The organism is Priestia sp. FW507-14D1A, from assembly GCF_058781295.1.
Genome location: NZ_JBYSWQ010000006.1, coordinates 262091 through 282524 on the forward strand (window position 1 = coordinate 262091; position 20434 = coordinate 282524).

23 protein-coding genes are annotated in these 20434 nt (G+C 34.3%); 9 read left to right on the forward strand and 14 right to left on the reverse strand.

Annotated elements, in window-relative coordinates:
- Window positions 1-91: 91 nt before the first annotated feature.
- From AC3WJG_RS20795 to AC3WJG_RS20805, 3 genes are all read left to right on the forward strand, one after another.
- Window positions 92-1384: a VTT domain-containing protein gene (locus tag AC3WJG_RS20795; protein WP_180976373.1), complete on the forward strand. Its 1293-nt coding sequence runs from the start codon at window positions 92-94 to the stop codon at window positions 1382-1384.
- Between the two features lie 93 nt (window positions 1385-1477).
- Window positions 1478-2197 carry a response regulator transcription factor gene (locus AC3WJG_RS20800; protein WP_060744994.1) on the forward strand — a complete coding sequence of 240 codons (720 nt, stop codon included), beginning with the start codon at window positions 1478-1480 and terminating at the stop codon, window positions 2195-2197.
- Window positions 2175-3527, forward strand: a complete 1353-nt coding sequence (locus AC3WJG_RS20805; protein WP_337133349.1) for a sensor histidine kinase — start codon at window positions 2175-2177, stop codon at window positions 3525-3527. The genes AC3WJG_RS20800 and AC3WJG_RS20805 overlap by 23 nt, the downstream gene beginning before the upstream one ends.
- A gap of 220 nt (window positions 3528-3747) precedes the next feature.
- Here the strand turns inward: AC3WJG_RS20805 and AC3WJG_RS20810 are convergent, their stop codons facing one another.
- From AC3WJG_RS20810 to AC3WJG_RS20820, 3 genes are all read right to left on the reverse strand, one after another.
- A complete protein-coding gene (locus AC3WJG_RS20810; protein WP_060744992.1) occupies window positions 3748-3954 on the reverse strand; it encodes a hypothetical protein in 207 nt (68 codons plus the stop codon).
- Between the two features lie 565 nt (window positions 3955-4519).
- Entirely contained in the window at window positions 4520-5311 is a 792-nt protein-coding gene (locus AC3WJG_RS20815; protein ID WP_098333482.1) for a phosphotransferase, read from the reverse strand.
- A gap of 284 nt (window positions 5312-5595) precedes the next feature.
- Window positions 5596-6372 (reverse strand): SDR family oxidoreductase, encoded by a 777-nt coding sequence (locus AC3WJG_RS20820; protein WP_098333483.1) that lies wholly within the window; start codon window positions 6370-6372, stop codon window positions 5596-5598.
- Window positions 6373-6807: 435 nt separating this feature from the next.
- On the opposite strand from AC3WJG_RS20820, the gene mle reads away from it, so the two are divergent.
- On the forward strand, window positions 6808-7647 hold the full coding sequence (gene mle / locus AC3WJG_RS20825) for an alpha/beta fold macrolide esterase (RefSeq protein ID WP_337133350.1): 840 nt from the start codon (window positions 6808-6810) through the stop codon (window positions 7645-7647).
- A gap of 230 nt (window positions 7648-7877) precedes the next feature.
- On the forward strand, window positions 7878-8465 hold the full coding sequence (locus AC3WJG_RS20830; protein ID WP_098332606.1) for a DUF4825 domain-containing protein: 588 nt from the start codon (window positions 7878-7880) through the stop codon (window positions 8463-8465).
- Window positions 8466-8552: 87 nt separating this feature from the next.
- Here the strand turns inward: AC3WJG_RS20830 and AC3WJG_RS20835 are convergent, their stop codons facing one another.
- From AC3WJG_RS20835 to AC3WJG_RS20880, 10 genes are all read right to left on the reverse strand, one after another.
- A complete protein-coding gene (locus AC3WJG_RS20835; RefSeq protein ID WP_337133351.1) occupies window positions 8553-9242 on the reverse strand; it encodes an alpha/beta fold hydrolase in 690 nt (229 codons plus the stop codon).
- Window positions 9243-9407: 165 nt separating this feature from the next.
- Complete coding sequence (locus tag AC3WJG_RS20840; RefSeq protein ID WP_176524054.1) at window positions 9408-10331, reverse strand: LysR family transcriptional regulator; 924 nt, start codon at window positions 10329-10331, stop codon at window positions 9408-9410.
- A 391-nt stretch (window positions 10332-10722) separates the two neighbouring features.
- Window positions 10723-11298, reverse strand: a complete 576-nt coding sequence (locus AC3WJG_RS20845) for a hypothetical protein (protein WP_028409987.1) — start codon at window positions 11296-11298, stop codon at window positions 10723-10725.
- A 285-nt stretch (window positions 11299-11583) separates the two neighbouring features.
- On the reverse strand, window positions 11584-11931 hold the full coding sequence (locus AC3WJG_RS20850) for a hypothetical protein (protein WP_337133352.1): 348 nt from the start codon (window positions 11929-11931) through the stop codon (window positions 11584-11586).
- A gap of 95 nt (window positions 11932-12026) precedes the next feature.
- Entirely contained in the window at window positions 12027-12359 is a 333-nt protein-coding gene (locus AC3WJG_RS20855; RefSeq protein ID WP_060744981.1) for a hypothetical protein, read from the reverse strand.
- A 110-nt stretch (window positions 12360-12469) separates the two neighbouring features.
- Window positions 12470-12823 (reverse strand): hypothetical protein, encoded by a 354-nt coding sequence (locus tag AC3WJG_RS20860; protein WP_102814085.1) that lies wholly within the window; start codon window positions 12821-12823, stop codon window positions 12470-12472.
- A gap of 115 nt (window positions 12824-12938) precedes the next feature.
- Window positions 12939-13139, reverse strand: coding sequence for a hypothetical protein (locus AC3WJG_RS20865; RefSeq protein WP_060744979.1), 201 nt, complete (start codon window positions 13137-13139; stop codon window positions 12939-12941).
- A gap of 41 nt (window positions 13140-13180) precedes the next feature.
- Window positions 13181-13411 (reverse strand): DUF3923 family protein, encoded by a 231-nt coding sequence (locus AC3WJG_RS20870; protein WP_102814083.1) that lies wholly within the window; start codon window positions 13409-13411, stop codon window positions 13181-13183.
- Window positions 13412-13622: 211 nt separating this feature from the next.
- Window positions 13623-13928: a hypothetical protein gene (locus AC3WJG_RS20875; protein WP_337133353.1), complete on the reverse strand. Its 306-nt coding sequence runs from the start codon at window positions 13926-13928 to the stop codon at window positions 13623-13625.
- Window positions 13929-14362: 434 nt separating this feature from the next.
- Window positions 14363-14866, reverse strand: a complete 504-nt coding sequence (locus AC3WJG_RS20880; protein ID WP_102814081.1) for a DinB family protein — start codon at window positions 14864-14866, stop codon at window positions 14363-14365.
- Window positions 14867-14962: 96 nt separating this feature from the next.
- On the opposite strand from AC3WJG_RS20880, the gene AC3WJG_RS20885 reads away from it, so the two are divergent.
- Complete coding sequence (locus AC3WJG_RS20885; RefSeq protein WP_060744976.1) at window positions 14963-15397, forward strand: hypothetical protein; 435 nt, start codon at window positions 14963-14965, stop codon at window positions 15395-15397.
- Between the two features lie 260 nt (window positions 15398-15657).
- Complete coding sequence (locus AC3WJG_RS20890; RefSeq protein WP_337133354.1) at window positions 15658-16272, forward strand: DUF998 domain-containing protein; 615 nt, start codon at window positions 15658-15660, stop codon at window positions 16270-16272.
- A gap of 93 nt (window positions 16273-16365) precedes the next feature.
- On the opposite strand, the gene AC3WJG_RS20895 is transcribed toward AC3WJG_RS20890, so the two are convergent.
- Window positions 16366-16962, reverse strand: coding sequence for a YdcF family protein (locus tag AC3WJG_RS20895; protein ID WP_028409977.1), 597 nt, complete (start codon window positions 16960-16962; stop codon window positions 16366-16368).
- 844 nt (window positions 16963-17806) lie between these two features.
- On the opposite strand from AC3WJG_RS20895, the gene AC3WJG_RS20900 reads away from it, so the two are divergent.
- Both AC3WJG_RS20900 and AC3WJG_RS20905 read left to right on the forward strand, forming a co-directional pair.
- Window positions 17807-18976 carry an FtsW/RodA/SpoVE family cell cycle protein gene (locus tag AC3WJG_RS20900; protein ID WP_323599977.1) on the forward strand — a complete coding sequence of 390 codons (1170 nt, stop codon included), beginning with the start codon at window positions 17807-17809 and terminating at the stop codon, window positions 18974-18976.
- Window positions 18977-19118: 142 nt separating this feature from the next.
- Window positions 19119-20309, forward strand: coding sequence for an FtsW/RodA/SpoVE family cell cycle protein (locus tag AC3WJG_RS20905; protein WP_337133355.1), 1191 nt, complete (start codon window positions 19119-19121; stop codon window positions 20307-20309).
- The last annotated feature ends 125 nt before the right edge of the window (window positions 20310-20434 follow it).

The window sequence follows — 20434 nt, forward strand, 5'->3', positions numbered from 1 at the left end:
TAATTTTTTCATCTTTGTATTTCAATCCCATGTAAGCATATTCGCCTTACCGACTGTGCTTTAGATACATACTATGAAAGAAGGATAAACCATGGATTTTATCACATCTTATATAAATCAGTACGGATATATCGTGCTGTTTCTAGCATTAATGCTGGAACTTCTTGCGCTTCCTCTTCCAGGCGAACTGCTTATGGGCTACGCTGGGGTTCTTGCTTTTCAAGGACATTTAAGCTGGGTGGGAAGTATCTTGGTAGCTGGTACGGGGAGTATGGTTGGAATGACCATAGCCTACGGGGTAGGTTATAAGTTAGGGACTCCTTTTTTTGATAAATACGGAAAAACCCTTCATATGGGGCCAGAGCGAATTGAAAGAATGTCAAAATGGTTTAGTGTACATGGAAACAAGCTGTTGATTATTGCTTATTTCCTCCCAGTTATTAGACATATTACAGGATATTTTTCAGGAATTACTCGCCTTCCCTTTCGCACGTATGCACTGTATGCCTATAGCGGATCATTTCTTTGGGTCACCACATTTATTACTCTAGGAAAGTTATTAGGACCTCAGTGGGAACAGTTTCATCATTCTATTAAGAAGTATTTTGTCATTGGGATGATCGTAGCTGTAAGTTTGTTGGTTGCTATTTACATTTATAAAAAGTTCAAAGTAACGATTAAAAAGATAGCAATTAATTGTCTCGAGTGGATAGTAAATGTGTTTCATACGCGGAAACGGGCAGGTCTTGTTTTTATATTTACAGCATTAGTAACATTAGGGTTTATTCTGCTTATGATTGGAATGACGCAAGACTTTATCGCAAACGAGTTTGGAGATTTTAACAAAATAACCAGTCTATTAATATCAGCCCTTTTTAATAAAGATTGGAATGTACCAATGCGGATACTTTTCATGCTCGGATCCAGGCAAGTTCTGGTGGCATTAATTTTCTTTACACTTGTATGGATTTTATGGAAAGGCAGAGATAAAAAAATCGAATTATTATCTCTGGTAGTTGTGGCAGGCGGCGGAGAGCTGTACGAAGAAAGTCTAAGACGAATTTTTCACCATTTCTCCCCTATTAGAAAATCGTTGATAGAACAGCTTTCATACACCTTTCCAAGCGAGCAGTCTTTAATGGCTTTTGTTATTTATGGGTTTGCTGTGTTTATGCTGGTTCGACACTCTAAAAGATTATGGGTTCCTACATTAGCACCACTAGCAGCCATTCTTATTTTGTTGCTTATTGCGATTAGTCGTTTGTATCTCAGCATACAATATCCCAGCGATATTGCAGCAGGATATGTATTTGGAGGAGTATGGCTAGGGTTAAACGTTTTGCTTCTTGAAACCTTCCGTCTTATGAAAGGTATTAATCTATAGTGGTTCACTAAAAAGGAAGGTCCAACTAAACAGGAACTTCCCTTGTCCAAATGAAGTTTATTATATTTTGAACGATGAGAAAGGAGAACCTGCATGCAAAACCGTATTTTAATCGTTGAAGATGAAGAAATGATTGCGAGAGCTCTTCAAATTGAGCTTGAGCATGAAGGATACCAAGTATTCGTAGAGCATGAAGGAAAAAGCGGCCTTGAAGCTGCTTTACATAACAGCATTGATTTAGTTTTATTAGACGTCATGCTTCCAGAACTTAGCGGTATCGAAGTCCTTCGCAGAATTAGAAAAAAGAACGCCTACCTCCCTGTTATTCTTTTGACAGCCCGTGACACTACGTTAGATAAAGTGATGGGACTAGATCATGGAGCAAATGATTACATCACCAAGCCCTTTGAAATAGAAGAGGTGTTAGCTAGAGTGCGCAATAGTCTTCGTCATAGAGCTATCATTCAAGAAGTTACTGAAAAAAAAGATGTTCATTTATCAATAGAAGATTTATCTGTAAATTTAGAGACCAGAGAAGTGATAAGAAAAAACAAAACGATTATATTAACACCGAAAGAATATGATTTGCTTGTTTATTTACTAAAAAATCAAAATATCGTATTAAGCAGAGAAAATATCCTTTTGACCGTTTGGGGCTATGATTATGAAGGAGAAACAAACGTAGTAGATGTGTATATTGGACATTTGAGAAAGAAAATAGAAGAAGATATTACCCCTTCCTTAATTCACACCGTCAGAGGAGTAGGATATGTGATAAGAAAGGAACCATATGAAAATTACTACCAAGGTTAACTTGTTTATTACAGTTTCTCTGTTAGTCAGCTTGCTCATTGTAAATACGATTGTATTTTTTTTATTTATGAAAACGACCGTTAATATGGAAGCACATTTAGTCTTCAAAAATGCGAATGAAATGTTGAAAAAATACCACATTTCTGAATCATTATCGCTAGACAAAAACCTTTTAAACTCTTACATGCCTAGTCACTCTTTTATTCGAATCGTGGGACCGAACTCTACAACTATTAATCAAGTCACTAACGACAAAGTCCTCATTCAGAAAATCTCACCTACTTTTTCAACAGAAAAGAGCTTTGAACTTAGACCTTTTCAAGAACATCAAAATTTAGTAGTTCACGTACCGATTCATCAGAATCACAAAGTAATAGGCACGTTAGAAATAAGTGAGCGGTTATCAGGACTAGAAAGCCGCAAAGATATTATTTTGTCCATAATGGGGACTGTTACCGTTGTTTCGGTTCTTCTCTCTTTTCTAGCTGGCAGATGGTTATCGGCTATCATTATGAAGCCTATTGTATCAATGATCTCTACAATGGAGGATATTGAACAAAGTGGAACGCTGAAAAAGATTGGTATACAAACTGAAACAAAAGATGAAGTGTATAAAATGGCCGCTACATTTAACCGGATGATTAGTAAACTGAAAGAAAACTCAGATAAACAAAGGCAATTTATTTCCGATGCTTCGCATGAGTTAAAAACGCCTGTGACTGTTATTAGCAGCTTTGTTACAATTCTTAGAAGGCATGGAACACAAGACGAAAAGATAGCAAAAGAAGCAATTGAGGCTATTTATTTAGAAACAAATAGAATGAAAAATTTGACCAAAACACTGTTGAGTTTAGCTGAATTAGAGGATTCCGAACCTGTTGACATAAAATCAGTTGATCTTGTCTCTCTCACTGAAACCCTTGCAACTCAATTTATGCAAGTTTATGACCGACCTATTATCCTACATAAGAATTCCCACTTAATGTTTATCAAGGGGGATGAATTAAAGCTGAAACAAGTAATCATTATCTTTTTAGATAATGCCATAAAGTATAGTACCGATGTCATTGAGGTCTTTTTAGAAAGTAATCAGCATATGGGAATTCTTCGAATAAAAGATTATGGAATCGGCATACCGCAAGAAGAACAATCTCATGTTTTTGAAAGGTTTTATCGAGTAGACAAAGCCCGCAAACGGGATTCGGGAGGAAGCGGACTAGGATTAGCTATTGCTAAAAATATTGTGAACCTCCATAAAGGAGAAATTGAGATAGAAAGTAAAGAACATATTGGAACAGAGATTAAAGTTACTTTTCCCCTCACGAACTGAGTAAGTCGCTTTTATATAAATTAGTTTATGTACCGCTAGTGAGGCAGGAACTCTAGCAATATTTAATTTCTAAAAATGCTACCTAATGAATACACTCAAAACGGAGTCACCAGTTTTGAGTAAAAAAAACACCTCCAAGTGATTGCTCGGTACTTCATACCCAGTTTATCAGCTTGAAGGCGTTTTTTCATTTATATAAAATCAGAGCCTGTCCAAATGATTAGCAATTGCGTTTTCTTAATCTGCGAACGCTGATACTTTCTAAACTAGTCGTATTTCTATTACCTGAATTATCTTCCCATACTAAAAATCCGCCTTCTGCTCGAATAAACGTACCATTTCCATCAAGCTGTCTTCCAGCAGAAAAAACTTGAATTTTATCTCCTCTTCGAAAATTTGGCCATCCCTGTCCATAGTATTTCTGCAATTTCTCTTACATTCATTCCTACTCAACATAATGCTTTCTAGAGCACATATAAAAAGCTAGCTCTTAGTGCATAACGATCCTTTTTGTTGCTGCAACTTAAAAACAACTGAATCTCTTTCATCTTATATTGCTCTTGTTGCATTGATTTATTGAGTATAAAATACATATATGTTAAAGAGTTTGATATATATAATTTAAAAAGTTATATCTTTTAGACACAAAAAAAGAACCCTCCATAAAATGAGGATTCAAACAGGGTAAGTAAGAAAAAGAAATATACATGCATGTTCCTGGGGGGCACTACGCTTGTATAATCAACTTATACCCGCTATTCACTGATTCAAACAGTTAAAAACATTTCAAATAAAAATTAATCGCTAATCTATTAAATACAATCTCTGAATATATTCAATAGCTTTATCTTTGTACTCTACCTGTTCTCTAATATTAATAATTCGCATAACAAGTCCTCCTCTACAAAGAATAACAACCATCATTTACATAAAGGGTGTTATAGACATGCTTTTTAATAAAAGTGTGTTGCTTCTTCCATTAAAACTTATCCTTAAGCCCATTCTTTCCTATGTTCACGAATAAATTTAATGTCATTTTGATAATGTTCAAGATGTCCTTCGTCTATCATTTTTTGGAACGCCCTGTCGCCTTCACTGGCTTTTCTTGTAATTGTTTTACATAACCCCTCTAATCGCAGCAATACCACTTCCAAATAACCTTCTCGTAATTCTTCGCCGTAAGATTCAAAAAATAATTTCACTCTTTGTTTTCTATGTTGAGCATGGTGCAATGAATTATAATAAATCTTCTCACCTGTTTCAGAAAGGTAAAATCTACTTAAGGGGACGCACGTATAAAGAGTATAAGCAATGTCCCAAATTCTTGGCCCGGGCCCAGCAACATCAAAATCAATGATGCCTACGGGTCTTTCTTGCTTGAAAATGATGTTGTATATGGCAAAATCATTATGACATAGTACCTCAAATGGTTTAGGAGTGTTATCTATTGATTTCCAGCTGTCATCAAATGAAAAATCACTCACTGAATCATGATAAAGACGGAGCATTTTCCCTATTTCTATTAAAACATCATCAGACCACATATATTTCTTCAAAGGATAATTCCCAGCTTCACCTTCAATAAATGACAAGACCTCTCTCCCTTTTTCATCAATGCCTAAAAATTTTGGTGCATAACTAAAACCTTTGTTCTCTAAATGCTTTAATAGCTTATGAAATTTATGGCTATCTGATTTTAGTTCTCGTCGTACAGTTTCTCCCAAGCGATAAACGTTAGAGACATTCCCTCCTGTTAGCACTTCTTCGTCCTCAAAGCTTGACATATAAACATTCCCCCTGAATATATCCTATTTGTCGTCAATAAGTGCAAATGATAAAGCATTCGTCATAAATGAAATACCTGATTTTACTACTGATTCAGAAAAGCCCGTACTTTTTCTTTTATAGCCCATCAACAATCCTTTGGGACTGACTAATAAAGTGGAGAAAATCGGTTATCGTCACATTACGTTACATTATAAAAAAAGAATCTTCCTTCGAAGATCCTTTTAACTGCTTGTTTCATACAAAAATCCTCTAAAAAATGAAAGACCGCTACTATATTAAATCACCAAAAGCCTCCATCTGAGTGAATAATTTGTCCGGTAATCCATTCTGCTTCTTCACTTGCTAAAAAAATAACTAATTTTGCGGCATCCCGTGGCTCACCAAGTCGACCCATCGGGAACTTTGGCCGTAGCTCTTCTTTTAACTCACTGCTCATCCAGCCAGTGTTAGTTGGTCCAGGATCTACAGCATTAACAGTAATCTTAAGAGGTGCTAATTCAATAGCAACTGATTTAGTAAACGTAGAAACAGCCCCTTTTGTTGCAACATAGGCCAAATTCCCAGGCTCAGGTGACTTATCTTGACCTGACACCATATTAATAATTCGACCACCATGCTTACCTTCGATTAGACGTGCAAACTCAACAGTCAAAAGACACGTCCCTCTAACATTCACGTTATAATGAGCATCAAGCGTATCAGCATCTATAGAACGAAAATCTACGTCCACAGAATGTGTTGCATTATTTACAAGGATTGATGGAGACCCTAGTTTGTTTTGAACTTCATCAAGCAGCTTTCTTGGTGCATCGGGTTGCGATAAATCCAATTCCATTGATTCACATCGCACTCCCAGACTGCGAATCTCTTCCATAAGATGTTTCGACCATTTAAAATCATCCTCATTGCAATAATCCATTAAACGATCATACTTTGACCAATGAGTGAAAAAAATATCTGCGCCTTCTCTAGCTAATTCCCTGCATATTTCAGTACCAATACCTTTTGCCCGACTAGCACCAGTAACAATCCCAATTTTATTTATTAACCTCTTCATAATGCATCTCCTCATGAGAACGTTGAATTCATATGCTCACCAATAGCACAGGAATTCAGCAATCCTGTATATGTATATTAGTCTATCAAGTTGTAATAAATGAAAAAATGTAATTAAAGTTTAAAAGGTATTTTCTCCATAGTAATCATTCATTCTTATTTCACCTCACATAAGTATTTTTCCATACATGCATTCAACTTTCCTGCCTTATCAATATGTTACAGACAGCAAAAACTGAATCCCCCTAGTCTTCAACAAGTTTGGACTTGCATTTTCAAGAACGTTATATTTTACTTTTTAGTAAAAAGGTAAAGAGATAAGATAGGTAGAATAATCGATTTCCTAAATAAAATTCCAAAAGGAAATATCCCTATGTTAGAGAACTGAATAAAGGACTGCTTTTCATTTCTCTAACACTTAAAAGGAGGTACACGAATGAATGAAGAGATAATAAAAATTGATAACGTTGAGATTTGTACAGAAAGTTTTGGAAACCCCAAGAATCCCGCTGTACTTTTAATAATGGGAGCAATGTCTTCGTTAGATTGGTGGGATGAAGACTTCTGTCTTCGCCTCGCTGAACATGAGAGGTTTGTTATTCGTTACGACCATCGTGATTTAGGACGGTCTACCACTTATCCACCCGGTACGTCTAACTATACAATAACGGATATGGCTGACGATGCAATTGGTGTTTTAGATGCTTACTCTATAGACAAAGCTCATATTGTTGGAATGTCTTTGGGCGGGATGATAGGACAAATCCTTGCTCTTAGATATCCGGATCGCATAGACTCCCTTACTTTAATTGCATCAAGCGTATTTGGAAAGGAGGCGGAAAAATTGCCCCCAATGGATCAGCGGATACTTGATTACCACACGAAGAGCGCTTCCATAGACTGGTCAAATCAAGAGGAGACTGTTCCCTACCTTGCAGGTGGATGGAAAATTTTAAGTGGAACAAAACCTTATGAAGAGAAAAGAATGTATAAGCTAGCAAAAAGAGAAGCTGCCCGCGCCAAACGGCTGCCGAGTAGATTTAACCATGCTTTGCTTCAAGGAGGAGGCCAATATTATGACAGATTGAGTGAAATTACTATACCTACACTGATTATTCATGGAACAGAAGATCCGGCCCTCCCATACGAACATGGACTTGCTCTTGCAAAAGCTATTGCTCATGCTAATTTAATAGCTCTTGATCGTACAGGACATGAAGTCCATAGTGAGGACTGGGCACAAATTATCGAATCAATTGTAGGGATTAGTTCCTAAAAGTAAAACATGAGATATGAAGACTTCAAAGCGCTTTTTTAAGAAAGCTTTGGGGTCTTTTCATGTTTCAAAGTTCCTTCCTTCTACTTACAGTAGACAAAACGTCTCCTATAGCAAAGGGTGTTTTGTACAAAAGTACCTACATCTTTTCAAAACATCATATTTACGATACACTGATAATTCGCGAAATATCCACATAAGGGTATTACAGTAAGAAAGTGGAGGTTTTTATGAAATATTTTAAGGTGCTTTTTTGTTTAATCTTATTAATCCTTGTAGGTATAACCGGCTGTTCTTCAAAAGAAGAAGTCACAAGCATTAACACTGTTGATGTAAAAGATCTTAAAGACCACAGCGGAACTTATGTTGGAGATAATTCTAACGTAGTAGCTATCGTAAGAGCATTGCCTGGAGGAGAAACGTTTAAAGAAATTAATTTACATAATAAAACACCAAAAATAATGTATGGTACTAAAGAGGACTCTTTATCAGAAGATGAAATATTAAAATATTGGCTCGGCGGTAAGGATACACTAGAGAAAAACTTTCTTTATAATGCTATTTATTTAACGATACTAATACCTAATGCTGAAGGGTACAGTTTTAAAATAGATGATCAGAAATTCTCAGTACCTAGAGAAGAAATGAAACAATTCATTTCCAAAAACATTCAAACTTTACCAGATAGCAATGAGTTATTTGATAAAGAAAAAGCACAGCAATTTATAGATAATAATAAAGAGAAGATTAATAAAGCAGTTAAATCGGCAGCTATTCGAGAACAATTTTTTAAGAATGTTCCTATCGTAAAAGAATAAGAACAAATAAAGAGCCTTATTTAAGGCTCTTTATTTGTTTTCTATTTACTTCACCAAACTTTCAAATTAAATAAAAGCTCCAGAAAGTCACGAATCAAGGAAGCTTTTCACAGCAGTTAAAAAAGAGGATAAGTTTCCTGTATGCACCTCATGTCCAGCCCCTTCTATCGTTACTAATTTACAATTTTGAATGCGCTTAGAAACTTCCTGTAATTTATCTTGAGGAATATGGCTGGATCCTCCTCCTATGATGAGAGTAGGTGCAATTATCTCTGTAAGACTTCCCCACCATTTAGGGTTGGGGTTGTTTAACTGGTGAAGAACTGAAGGTACAACCTCCCAGTCAAACGGTAAAGAACCAGGCGGTTTGGCAGGAATTTCGAACTTTTCTCCTGTAAAAGGTGGAGGAGTGTCTTCAACAATCAATTGATCTACCCTTTCTGGAAATGTTTCAGAAAAAAGATAGGACACCGTACCGCCCATAGAATGCCCAATTAACGTAAAGCGCTCCAAATTCATCGCATTTACAAACTGAAGCAAGTCATCACACATGAGTTCAAACGTGTACGCGTCAGTTCTCTCACTTCCACCGTGTCCTCGCTGATCTAAAGCTAGAAACCGATATTCCTTCCCTAATACAGCTGCTACTTCATCCCAAGACTCTGCACTCATTCCCAAAGCGTGAAGTGCAATAATAGCGGGTGCCGAAACTTTGCCCGCCTCTCGATATTGAAATGTTAAACCATTTAGTTCAATTTGATTTACTCCCATTTTCAAATTAGATCAACTCCTAACTCAGATTTCACCAATTAAAATCTAGATTATTAAGGTTCATCTATATATTAGCGAAGGAATGAAGATTTCCTTCATCTCTTATCTTATTAGGAAAGATATTAGATTATTTTATGTATCCTGTGTAATTCTTTAGTCAGCATAACGCACCTAGAGTTTTTTACTTTCGAGACCTATATAATTTAAACCAAAAGTACTGCAAGCCAATTGAATAAAAGATTGCAAAGGAAGAGACATGAATTTATCTTTATGCCAAAACATTTGTGTGTAAAGAGGTGTATCAACTTTAGTGCATGCTAATTCTTTTAATATACCTTTCTCAACTTCCGCTTTTACTACTACTTCCGGTAGTATGGCAATACCTAAATCTAACATTACACACTGTTTAATAGCTTCTACGCTTACAAATTCAAATTTAGTTGATGTGCAAATACCCGCCTCACGAAACAAGTTTTCCAATACTACCCGGTATGAACAACCCGACTCAGTATACAAAAGAGTCTCATTCTCAAGGTCTTCTAAGTAGATTTCCGCTTTATTAGCTAAAGGATGCTGAGGAGAAGCTATAATTTTTAGGTTTTCTGCAACAAGACATTGCGTATGTAGATTTGCATCGTAATGCTGAATAGGCTCCAATGTAAAGGCAATATCAAGAGTGCCATCTAGTAGCTGCGCTCTCGTTTGTTCTTGAGAGTAAATGGGCTTAAAGATCATTTTAACCTTTGGAAATTGATCCTTGAACTCTTTTAATATTGGAGGCAATCTATACGTGCACTGACTTTCAGAAGATCCAATGATAAGCGTACCTGCGGGCTCCTCCACTCCACTTACAGCGTTTTTTGCTTCCTTAGTCAATTGAATCAGTTTATCGGCGTACCTTTTGAATTCTCTACCTGCTTCTGTTAAAACCAAGCGCTTTCCGAGACGTTCAAATAAAGGAGTTTCAAGTTCATTCTCAAGAGCTTTTATTTGAGCGGTAACGCTTGATTGAGCAAAGTTCAAAATTTTAGCTGTATATGTAAAATTTAAATTTTCTGCAGCTGTTTTAAATGTAATCAGTTGTTTTATTTCGATTTTCCTCACCTCTGTATAATCGGATATTTCGATTGATTCAATCGTAATGTTCATCTGTAACGATTGCTAATTTCATTATAAAATATGGTAAATCAAACCACAACATACTAAATATAAAGAGATAAGGGGAAATCATAATGTCTATAAAAAAAGAGAATACAAAGGAATCAACCGTTCTAATGCAAAAAAATACAAGTGACAAAAACTTCAAATACTATTGGAATGAAATTATTCGAGCGCTTATCGTAACCAAATAAGTAAGGCTAATCAATTTTATTTTTTGGAAAAGTAAATCCACATACAAGCGTATAAATATAAAAACAATAGCTCGCTAACGCTGACGATATACAGAATTAGCGAGCTATTAATCTATTTAAACTTATAATCATGTTTATTGGCTTGAATCTAACCTAAACTTTGCAATATCCTTGTGATCTTGGGAGATAATGAGTGTACCCTTTAACGCATTAGCTTGTAGCTTTTTTAGTTCTTCTTCAGTTGGCAAAAGAGGTAATTCATTATTTTTTTCCTTTGCTCCTAAGGTATAACTAAGAGTAAATTTACTTGTTCCTTTAGATGGAATTTCTCCTATACTCATACCAATACCTAACTTATTGTTATCCATATTATAAATATTTGAACCAATTGATTCCTTTACAGCTGATACTAACTCCTTATCTGGTTCTATGCGAATGTTTGTTTTAGCAGAATCAGAGAGAGCCATAATATTATTAGACGTATTTTCCATCGTAAATGTATAGCGTAACTCCATTGGAACGATACTTTTACTTTTATTCTTTTTATCAGGTACTATCATTTCCCCAACGATTTTTTTATCATCTGTTAACGTTACCTCTGCTTTTTGTAATTTTAAGTACTCAACATTGTTTACATATTCCGTTTTTGAACAAGCGGAGATGATAAACACCAAACACATAATAAACAAACCAAGATAGAACTTTTTCATATTTTTCCTCCAAACATTTTTTGTCCCCCAACAATAAACATATGTTATTATATTTTCTATATTTTGTATTTTATAATTGTCATATGAGCTATTATTAAACATAAAAACACCAAGGTGCTTTATGTTTCCTTGGTGTCTTTTATTAGTTTTTAAGCGTTTAGTTAAAAAATTAGATTTGGAGAAGAGAGTTAATTTGGAAATGAATGTTGAAGATGAACGTAATGGAGTTTATTATACATTTTTTGTAGGAGGAAAAGATGATACAAAATTTATTTGTTTTTGTATCTAGTAATTTTCTTCTACAAAACGTATCGCTTTGTTTAATTCTGAAGTTCTTAAAACGACTTCTTTATCATTAAAAATAATAAAGAAAGGGCTGCCTTCTACCTTTAAGTCTGGATATTGATTCTTTACTTCTTCCAACGAAGAAAAATATCGAACTTGTTTTAAACCCATTATTTCCTCTGGATGATCGATCTCTTCTCCTACTGCCAAAATAAAATATTCTTCTCCATCTGACAATAACTCTTTAGGTGGAGAATCCGCGTATTGTTTTTTCCAAATTAAACTTGAACATGCTGCACATAGAATAACCAAAGATAGAATAAAAGGTAAGTATAACCACTTTTTCATAACACAGCCCCTTCTGTATTCGAAATATATTTCAAAAGAAAAATGATGCAACATCTTTACCTACCATAATGGGTTTTACAGACACTTTAGCACCTTTATTGACGCGAGTACAAAAACCACGCAGGCATCTCGGTGTTTTCAATTAGCAGCACTTGTTTATGCTTAGGATCACCTTTAATAGCATAAATAAAATCCCCATTTTGTGTTTTACCAAAGGCTCTAAAATATTTCTTAGAGTCATACTTTGTTTGATCAGCCATCTCTGTGCACTCATATTTTCCATATGTATCACTTAAAAGCTTTGTGTTAAACATATTATCGTCTTTTGTTACATAAAACTTATCGTAAGAAAAGAACAAAAAATATATACTTAACGCCCCTATAATTGTTATACAACTAGCTAAGCCCCATCGAATTTTTTTATTCACTTTCGACCTCTTAAAATTTTTTTGTTTTACTATAATTAGGTTTTGATATATGTAATACGCTCACGTAGAACGTATTTTCTGAAAGATAAAGTAGTCAACTTAAATAATACTCATCTTTTTTGGGCTACCTTTTTCATTAACTGACTTTTATGATCTTTATCTTTAACTATAATATAATCCTCTGTTCCTTTTACTGAATAGATTTCTGAACCAACTGTAAAATAGTTTGATTGATTATTACCTTCGGGCATCGTAGTTGCTTTAGTTTTCTTTTCTATGGTTCCTATTTGGTCTCCTATTTCTTGTGTTTGATCTAATTTATCTTCTGTTCCGTTATATTCCTTGTTTTCAACTACAACAATGATAGCAGAAGAACTCTCTATATTTTCCCCTGTACTTTCTTGATTACATGCAGTTAGAACGGTTAAATAAACTACTGACAGAAAACTAAGTGTTCTCTTCATAATAGCCTCCGAAAATCATTTTCCTTACCCCTTGATTAAAATTGATATTAGGCGATATACCAAGTTCAGTGACGTATCATAATGTATTCGAAAACGAACAATCCTAAAAGTTCTATTAAAAAAACTTTCCGGCTTCCTCCACATAAAAATCCACATAACCGCAGCTTGAACAAACATAAGGTATTAATTCGCTGTAATGGTGATTGTTATTTAATACGCTGCTCGGTGTTTTATTTACACCTACTGTACCAGGTGATGATTGAATACGAGCTTTGATTAGAGTTGAATCACATTTAGAGCATTTTTTGCTTTGCATACACATCATCCCTCTCTATTCCATAACATTATTCCTATTTTCTATAGTACATGCTTACTAACTTTAAAATTAATAATTAGCCATATAACTTGAATAATCAAAGGGAAAATAAATGCAATTAGCAACGCTATAAATGCGAACAATTTCAGCTCCGGTGTTTGGGTAACACCCGCTCCATCCACTTCTCTTGTCCAGATAACAGCTGTGCCTACAGCAAAAAGTATGATCCAAATTATATTAGCTATACACCAGGAAATCCGTCGTCTTTTCACATCATCACTTCTTTCAATCTAAGCTGCATCTTTCTTTATTAATTCCCAGATGAAGCAATGCTAGAAATAGCTCCACCTACCGCAAAGAGATAAGAAGAAAACGGTATTGTTTCATGTATGAATAAACTTCTTACTCCATAAAAACACAGGATAATAGTGCTGATTAAACCAATCATAAGCCGAATATTTTTATTGATCGTTTTCTCCCCCTTTAGGCTTCTCTTTGCACCTGATCCTTTATCATAAGCCCAAATAAAGCGAAGAAGTTCAACACAACCAGCAATCCATAATAAAAGCCGATCCCTTCAAAGAGCAAAGAGAGAATAGGAAATATCATAGATTCAAAGCCAAACAACATAATAATAAGCCCAATTCCTTTAGCGAGCTGCTTTTCATCCTTAGGTGTAAATATCTTTCCATACCCAGCAATAAAATTAGTACTACCTTTTTTCCATACACGTTTCCCAATATAAATGATGAAGCAGCTTACTAAACATATAAATAATAAGTTTAACATCAGATATTATCCCTTCTTTACACAATCCAATTTAACATATATAGTATATTTTACCATAAAAATTTACAAATATTATGTATTAAAAGTGGACTCATAAAATATAACACTATAAAATATATACATACTAATTATGGATATCTTAATTAATCAAGAACTCACTGAAGAATATAATAAAACTGAAAAAGTTGTGAAAAGCGCCTTTTAAAATGAAGAATACAGCGATAAGAAAGAACATTTTGACGTGCCTGAAGAATTCTTTATGACCTTAGAGTTAACAGAGGGATTATTAAAAAATATGCAAGGTGTTGTGCAGTACTCAAAAGTTTTTTCAGAGTAAGTACTAACTGATTAATTAGGTTTTATGTAAAGGCTGCCTGAGAAAAAATTTTATAGTATTTTCTATGGACAGCCTCTTTTTTATTTACCTGATATTATTAAAGCGGTGGGTTTTCCACACCTAAATGAACCCAATCTTCTTTTGGAGGCCCATAAACTCCAGGGGGTTTCAGTCCTGCTTGACGCATCAGAATGGTAATTTGACCTCGGTGATGAACAATATGCTTGATTAGTCCCATTAAGATTGTGGCATTTGATTGGGTTCTTCCGAACGCTTCTTGCGTATGTCCTAAAGATTCATCTGTCCATTGCTGTTCAATGATTTTAGCAGCGTGAGAACTTACATTTTTAAAGGTTATAGCGATTTCCTGTGCTGAAGATGGAACGCTTGCTGTACTTTCTATTCTATCTATGCTCATTCCAAATTCAGTTAGATAATCTGGAATATTTGTTGTAAAATGCCAAGCGATTCTTCCTAACGTACGTCCTTCAGGGCAAACTTGTTGTTTCAACGAATCATCTGTTAAGCTATCCAAAACTTTTTGAGTTAGCATGGCTTCGCTGTTCCATTCTTTGATAAAATCTGAAATGGTATTATACATGTAAAAGACCTCCCAATATAAATCTAACCTAAATTAACACTTAAATAATATCATAGAAAAAACCAATTGGCTTATTTACTAAAGAAAGGAGATTCTATGTTATTTAAAGCTACCGCTCAAAAAACTATCATGTTTGCTTTATTACTTTTGTATGCTTTATTATTCATTCAAGCAATTCAATATAAAGTACTTGCCTTCTTACTTCTTTTTGCTATCCTCTGTTCATTTCTTTCCCTTTTCCTAAGATATGAATTTCAGATAGACAAAGATGCTTTAACCTATAGAACATATATATTATGGTTTAAAGTATATGCAAAAACCGTTAAACCAATGGACATTAAAAGAATTGTATTTAAAAGGTTAAGTTGGAAAGCAAAATTGGCTGTAGTACAAGTAGAAAACGGCTGGAATATGCGAATAGCATTATTTAATCCACCAAATGTTTTTAGGGAATTAGAAAGATTTGCACATGAATATGATGTAGATATTCAAAAAACATCAGATTATAAAATTCTAGAGAAAATGTCTTGAATGTCACCGCATTTGGAATACATTAACTTTACGTATGGGTGCATAATCAGCAGTTATTCATTTTTAATTAAGCAGCTTTTGGACCTCTTTACCGCTACAAAACATTAGTAAAGAGGTCTTTTCCTAAGCACCTTCAAGCTTAAACACTTTGTCCTCCTTCCTCGCATCAACCTCAAGCCCTACATAAAAATAGGCTTCAAGACCATTTTATTTAACATTATTTGGATATACAATTCGTATATAACACTTTTTAAGAGGTGATGATTCTGTATATATCGAAAAAGGTTGGCATTTTAAGCTGGTTTGCTACTTGCTTGTATTTTTTAGTTGAACCTTTCTTTATTTTGACTTCAACTGCTCCCTACAGTTTTTTACATCACGCAATGAGTGATCTTGGCGTAACTTCTTGTGGAACCTACACCTATTCAATTGCACCTCATGACATTTGCTCTCCTCACCATTTCTGGATGAACGTATTGTTTATTATAAACGGATTAACACTTTCAATTGGCATTTTGTACATTTCACAAAGTCTAAAGAAAACAAGAAAAAGCCAGCTAGCAACAGCTTTTATTCTTATATTAGCTTTAGGTAACGTTGTTTCAGGCTTTATACCGGCTGATATAAATTTATTTTGGCATTCAATATTCGCTCAACTTGGCATGATCACTGTTTTAGCTGGTCTATGGATATATGCATCCTCCTTAACCAGCGGCAAGTATTGGACTTATGGCTGTTTAGTCTCCTTACTAGTCATCCTCATACTCATTATGCTTGTATTTTTTGTTCCTATGCCTACCGGTCTGCTGCAAAGATTATTCTATTTAGTAATCTTTATATGGGGCACTATGCTTTCCTTTATATTAAACAAATAATCTATCATCACAGGACTATGTTGAACTACTCCTCGTCATCTCAAAAAGCAAAAAGTCCATAGAGGCATCCCCTATGGACTTTTTTGCAATTTTTTAGATAAATTCTCTTAATAATTCTTTAGATTTCTTTCCGCTAAAACCAAAATAATTGCCAATAAGCTTGACGTATTCTGTGTAGGTAACTTTTCTATTTAAAGCAGTTTCCCACCATCTCTGTGGATTATAATAGCGACTTCCACTAGAACAATAGGTTAATTGTATTTGGGTATCCTTAAATTCTTTATTAAAGTTTTTTTCTACTCTTTTCATATGATAGTTGGAAGAAACAACGATAGCGGATTGAAAATGATAGTTCATCATTAGCCTTTTTGTGAATTTAGCGTTTTCCGTAGTACTTGTAGCGTGATTTTCTAATATAATTGAATCCTCAGGTATTCCTGAGTCCTTGGCTTGATGATAAAAATTATTCTCTTGACCATTCGAAAGGATTAAATGAGCCGCATAGCCTTTTTTATATAATTCAATTCCTTTCTCCAGTCGATCATTATCACCACTTAACACAATAATCACGTCAGATTTTACAGGCTTTTCGTTTACCACAAGCTCTTTCCCGGCAAACAGAAAAAAAATAATCCCTAATCCCAGCATAAATATACTAATTTTTATCCTTTTACCTTTAATTTTTTGCATATAGACCCTCATTTAAAAAGTTCACTTCATATCGTATCATAAAGCTCAATATTCATAAAAATAAAAAGGTGCTTTCAAAAAAACTTTGCATTCTGTAAACAATCACAGCTTTTATATAAAAGTTAACATTAAAAATTTCAAAGAACATTCTTTCTCAATATTTTCATGAATAACATGAATTTTATACAAATTTAAATATTTTTTAACTTATTTGTATTAATATTTCTCTTTTCACTTATTTTTCATTTTTTAATGATAAAATTACAAACGATATGAGAAGTAAGCAAAATAGCTTATTTATTAACCTTAAAAAACTGACCATTATGGTCAGTTTTTTAGTGTAAAAAGAGTTAGTTGCATCATAGTTTTCTAACCGAATTTAACCAAAGTAATTCAGTTTGTAGTTAAATTCTAAGTTTTTTATTAGACAAATATTTTTCCTTAATGTTAAAATGTTTCTCTTAGGAAAGATAAATTAGGATTCTAATATATAAACTGCTAACACATGTAGACATTTCAGTTTGTTCTAAGTCAAAATTTTATTTTCAAAGGGTTTCTTATGCTCCAAAAGTTTCCTTAGGGAAAATTTATAGTATTTAATAAAAAAAATAAGCTGAAGTCAAAAAAATGTCTTGTTCACTAAATTAGGGCTAATAAACGTTTTGATTATACAGGCTATCGTATGGTAGACCTTTTATATAAAAAATCACAGTTAAAACAGATTGGAGGTTTGTGATAGATCGTGAGAAGAAATCTATTTTATTGATATTTTTCTAACATACATTAGAGAACCTTATATTCAGTGATTGGAATAGAAATTTAATAAAGAAAAGGTGTTTTAAACATGGAACGCAAGAAGTCAGAAGGCTTTAATTATGGTCTTGCTTTTACACTGCTGCTGTTTTTTATTATTAGCTGTATAGCTATTTATAACGCGCAAAAAACAGGACAGTATTCTACAAACTTCGTAATTAAACAAGTTGAATGGTACGCAGTAGGTATTGGGATTATCTTCATCACCATGAGGCCTGATGAAGATCAGTGGGACCAATTCACATGGTTCTTTTATGGGCTAAATATTTTTATCCTTATTTTACTCATCGTTTCTCCCCAAAGTATTGCTCCTGTCAAAAATGGTGCAAAAAGCTGGTTCGTCCTTCCTGGTATTGGATCGATACAGCCGTCAGAGTTCACAAAAATCTCTTTAATCTTAGCATTTAGTAAAGTGATACGAAATCATAACGAAAAATTTCGCGTAAGAGATATAAGAAGCGACGTTTTACTCGTTGGAAAGCTAGGAGCTACGTTAGCGGTCCCTATTCTTCTTATTATGCAGCAGCCCGATTTAGGAACGGCACTCGTGATGATCTTTTTATTCTTTGTCATGATATTCGTTTCAGGAGTCAGTTTTAAGCTCATTCTTCCTACCTTTACTTCAATTATAGGAATCGCTTCAGGTATTTTATATATGGTTTTGAACCACCCAAAAATATTGGAAAAATATTTGCACGTTCAATCCTATCAGTTTGATCGTATCTATGCGTGGTTTGATCCAGAATCTTATGCAGGCAGCTTGTCTTACAACTATATGCAAGTGTTAAAAGCAATAGGTGCCGGATCCATTTCAGGAAGAGATACATCAAAATTTTCAGTATATGTTCCCGAAAAACATTCAGACTTTATTTTTAGTGCAATTGGAGAAAGTTACGGCTTCTTAGGAACTAGCCTTATTCTTTTCTTATTTATGGTGCTGATTTACCAAATTATTACCGTCGCATTTCATACGAAAGATCAATTCTCTACATACATTTGTACCGGCGTTATTTCAATTGTTTTCTTTCATGTTTTAGAAAATGTGGGCATGTGTATAGGACTTCTTCCGATAACGGGAATACCACTGCCGTTTATAAGCTACGGGGGAAGTGCGTTAATGAGTACGATGTTTTTGATGGGACTAGTATTAAATATAAGCTTTCAATCAAAAGCTTATATGTTTGATCAGGATGTGAGGTAATACAATGACTAATAAAAAAATGGCTAAAGAGATAAATTTAGACCTAAAGATTCGTATAAAAGTATTGAAATATATGTGTATTTTTTTATTTTCTCTCTTGTATATAGCCGTTATTAGGTGGGTTTTTTAGGAGGAGTTTTTTATGTTCAAAAAAATTCTAAAATGTTACGATTACAAATTTATTGCTGCGTTAATTGTTCTAAGCCTGATCGGTTTAATTATGGTTTATAGTGCCAGCATGGTAACAGCAATTAGCCGTTATGGTGTATCTGGGGATTATTTTTATAAAAAACAAAAGCTTGCTCTTATAGCAGGCTTTATCCTTTTCACATTAGCAGCTATCGTACCATATAAAATTTATCAAGAAAAAGCAGTATTAAAATTTTTATTAGGTGTCGCTATTTCACTCCTTATTTTAGTTTTAGCTTTTGGACATACAGCCGGTAATGCACAAAGTTGGTTTAAAATAGGGCCTATTGCTATTCAGCCGTTAGAAATAACAAAATTAACGCTTATTATCTATTTAGCCGCTGTTTTTGCAAATAAACAAGAGTATATCAATGATTTAAAAAGGTCGATTCTTCCACCTATGGTGGTTGTGCTTTTTATTTGTTTCTTAATTATCTTGCAGCCTGACTATGGTGGAGCCTTGCTTATTTTAGGAACAGTTGCAGCTATTGTGTTATGCTCAGGGATTTCAAAGAAATCTATTTTAAAAATTAGTTTATTAGGGCTAATTGGAACACTTGTTATGTTAGCCGTTTTATTAGTAACCGGAAACATGGATCTTTTGTTTTCTCCGGGGCGTTTGGCTCGTTTTACCGGATTCTTGCATCCTTTTGAAAATCAACAAGGCGATGGATATCAACTTGTTAATTCTTATGTGGCTATAGGAAACGGAGGAATATTAGGTATGGGGTTAGGACAAGGCATTCAAAAAACGGGCTACTTGCCTGAATCACATACGGATTTTATTATGGCCATTATCGCAGAAGAGCTGGGATTTTGGGGTGTACTTCTTGTATTGGGGCTACTGTTTTTTATTATTTTTAAAGGATTAAAAACAGCTATTAAGTGTCGTGATCCTTTTGGAGCACTGTTAGCTATCGGTATTTCCGTTATGATTGCTGTTCAAGTATTTGTAAACCTTGGGGCTGTCACAGGTCTTCTTCCTATTACTGGTGTCACCCTTCCTTTTATAAGCTTTGGAGGTTCTTCGCTTACATTGTTAATGCTTGCTGCAGGAATACTTACCAATGTTTCCATGTTTAACACATACGCTCAAACATTCAAAAGCCATTCAATGGAACAAGCTTATATAAGAAGTGTTTAACGCCTGAATGGCTAAATGGTGTATGTTAGCTAGCGTTATTGTTATTAACAAGCTGCTACAGGACACATACATCTAATTCTTTCAACCAAGCTCAACCTCTATATTAAGACCATTGTTCGCTGCTA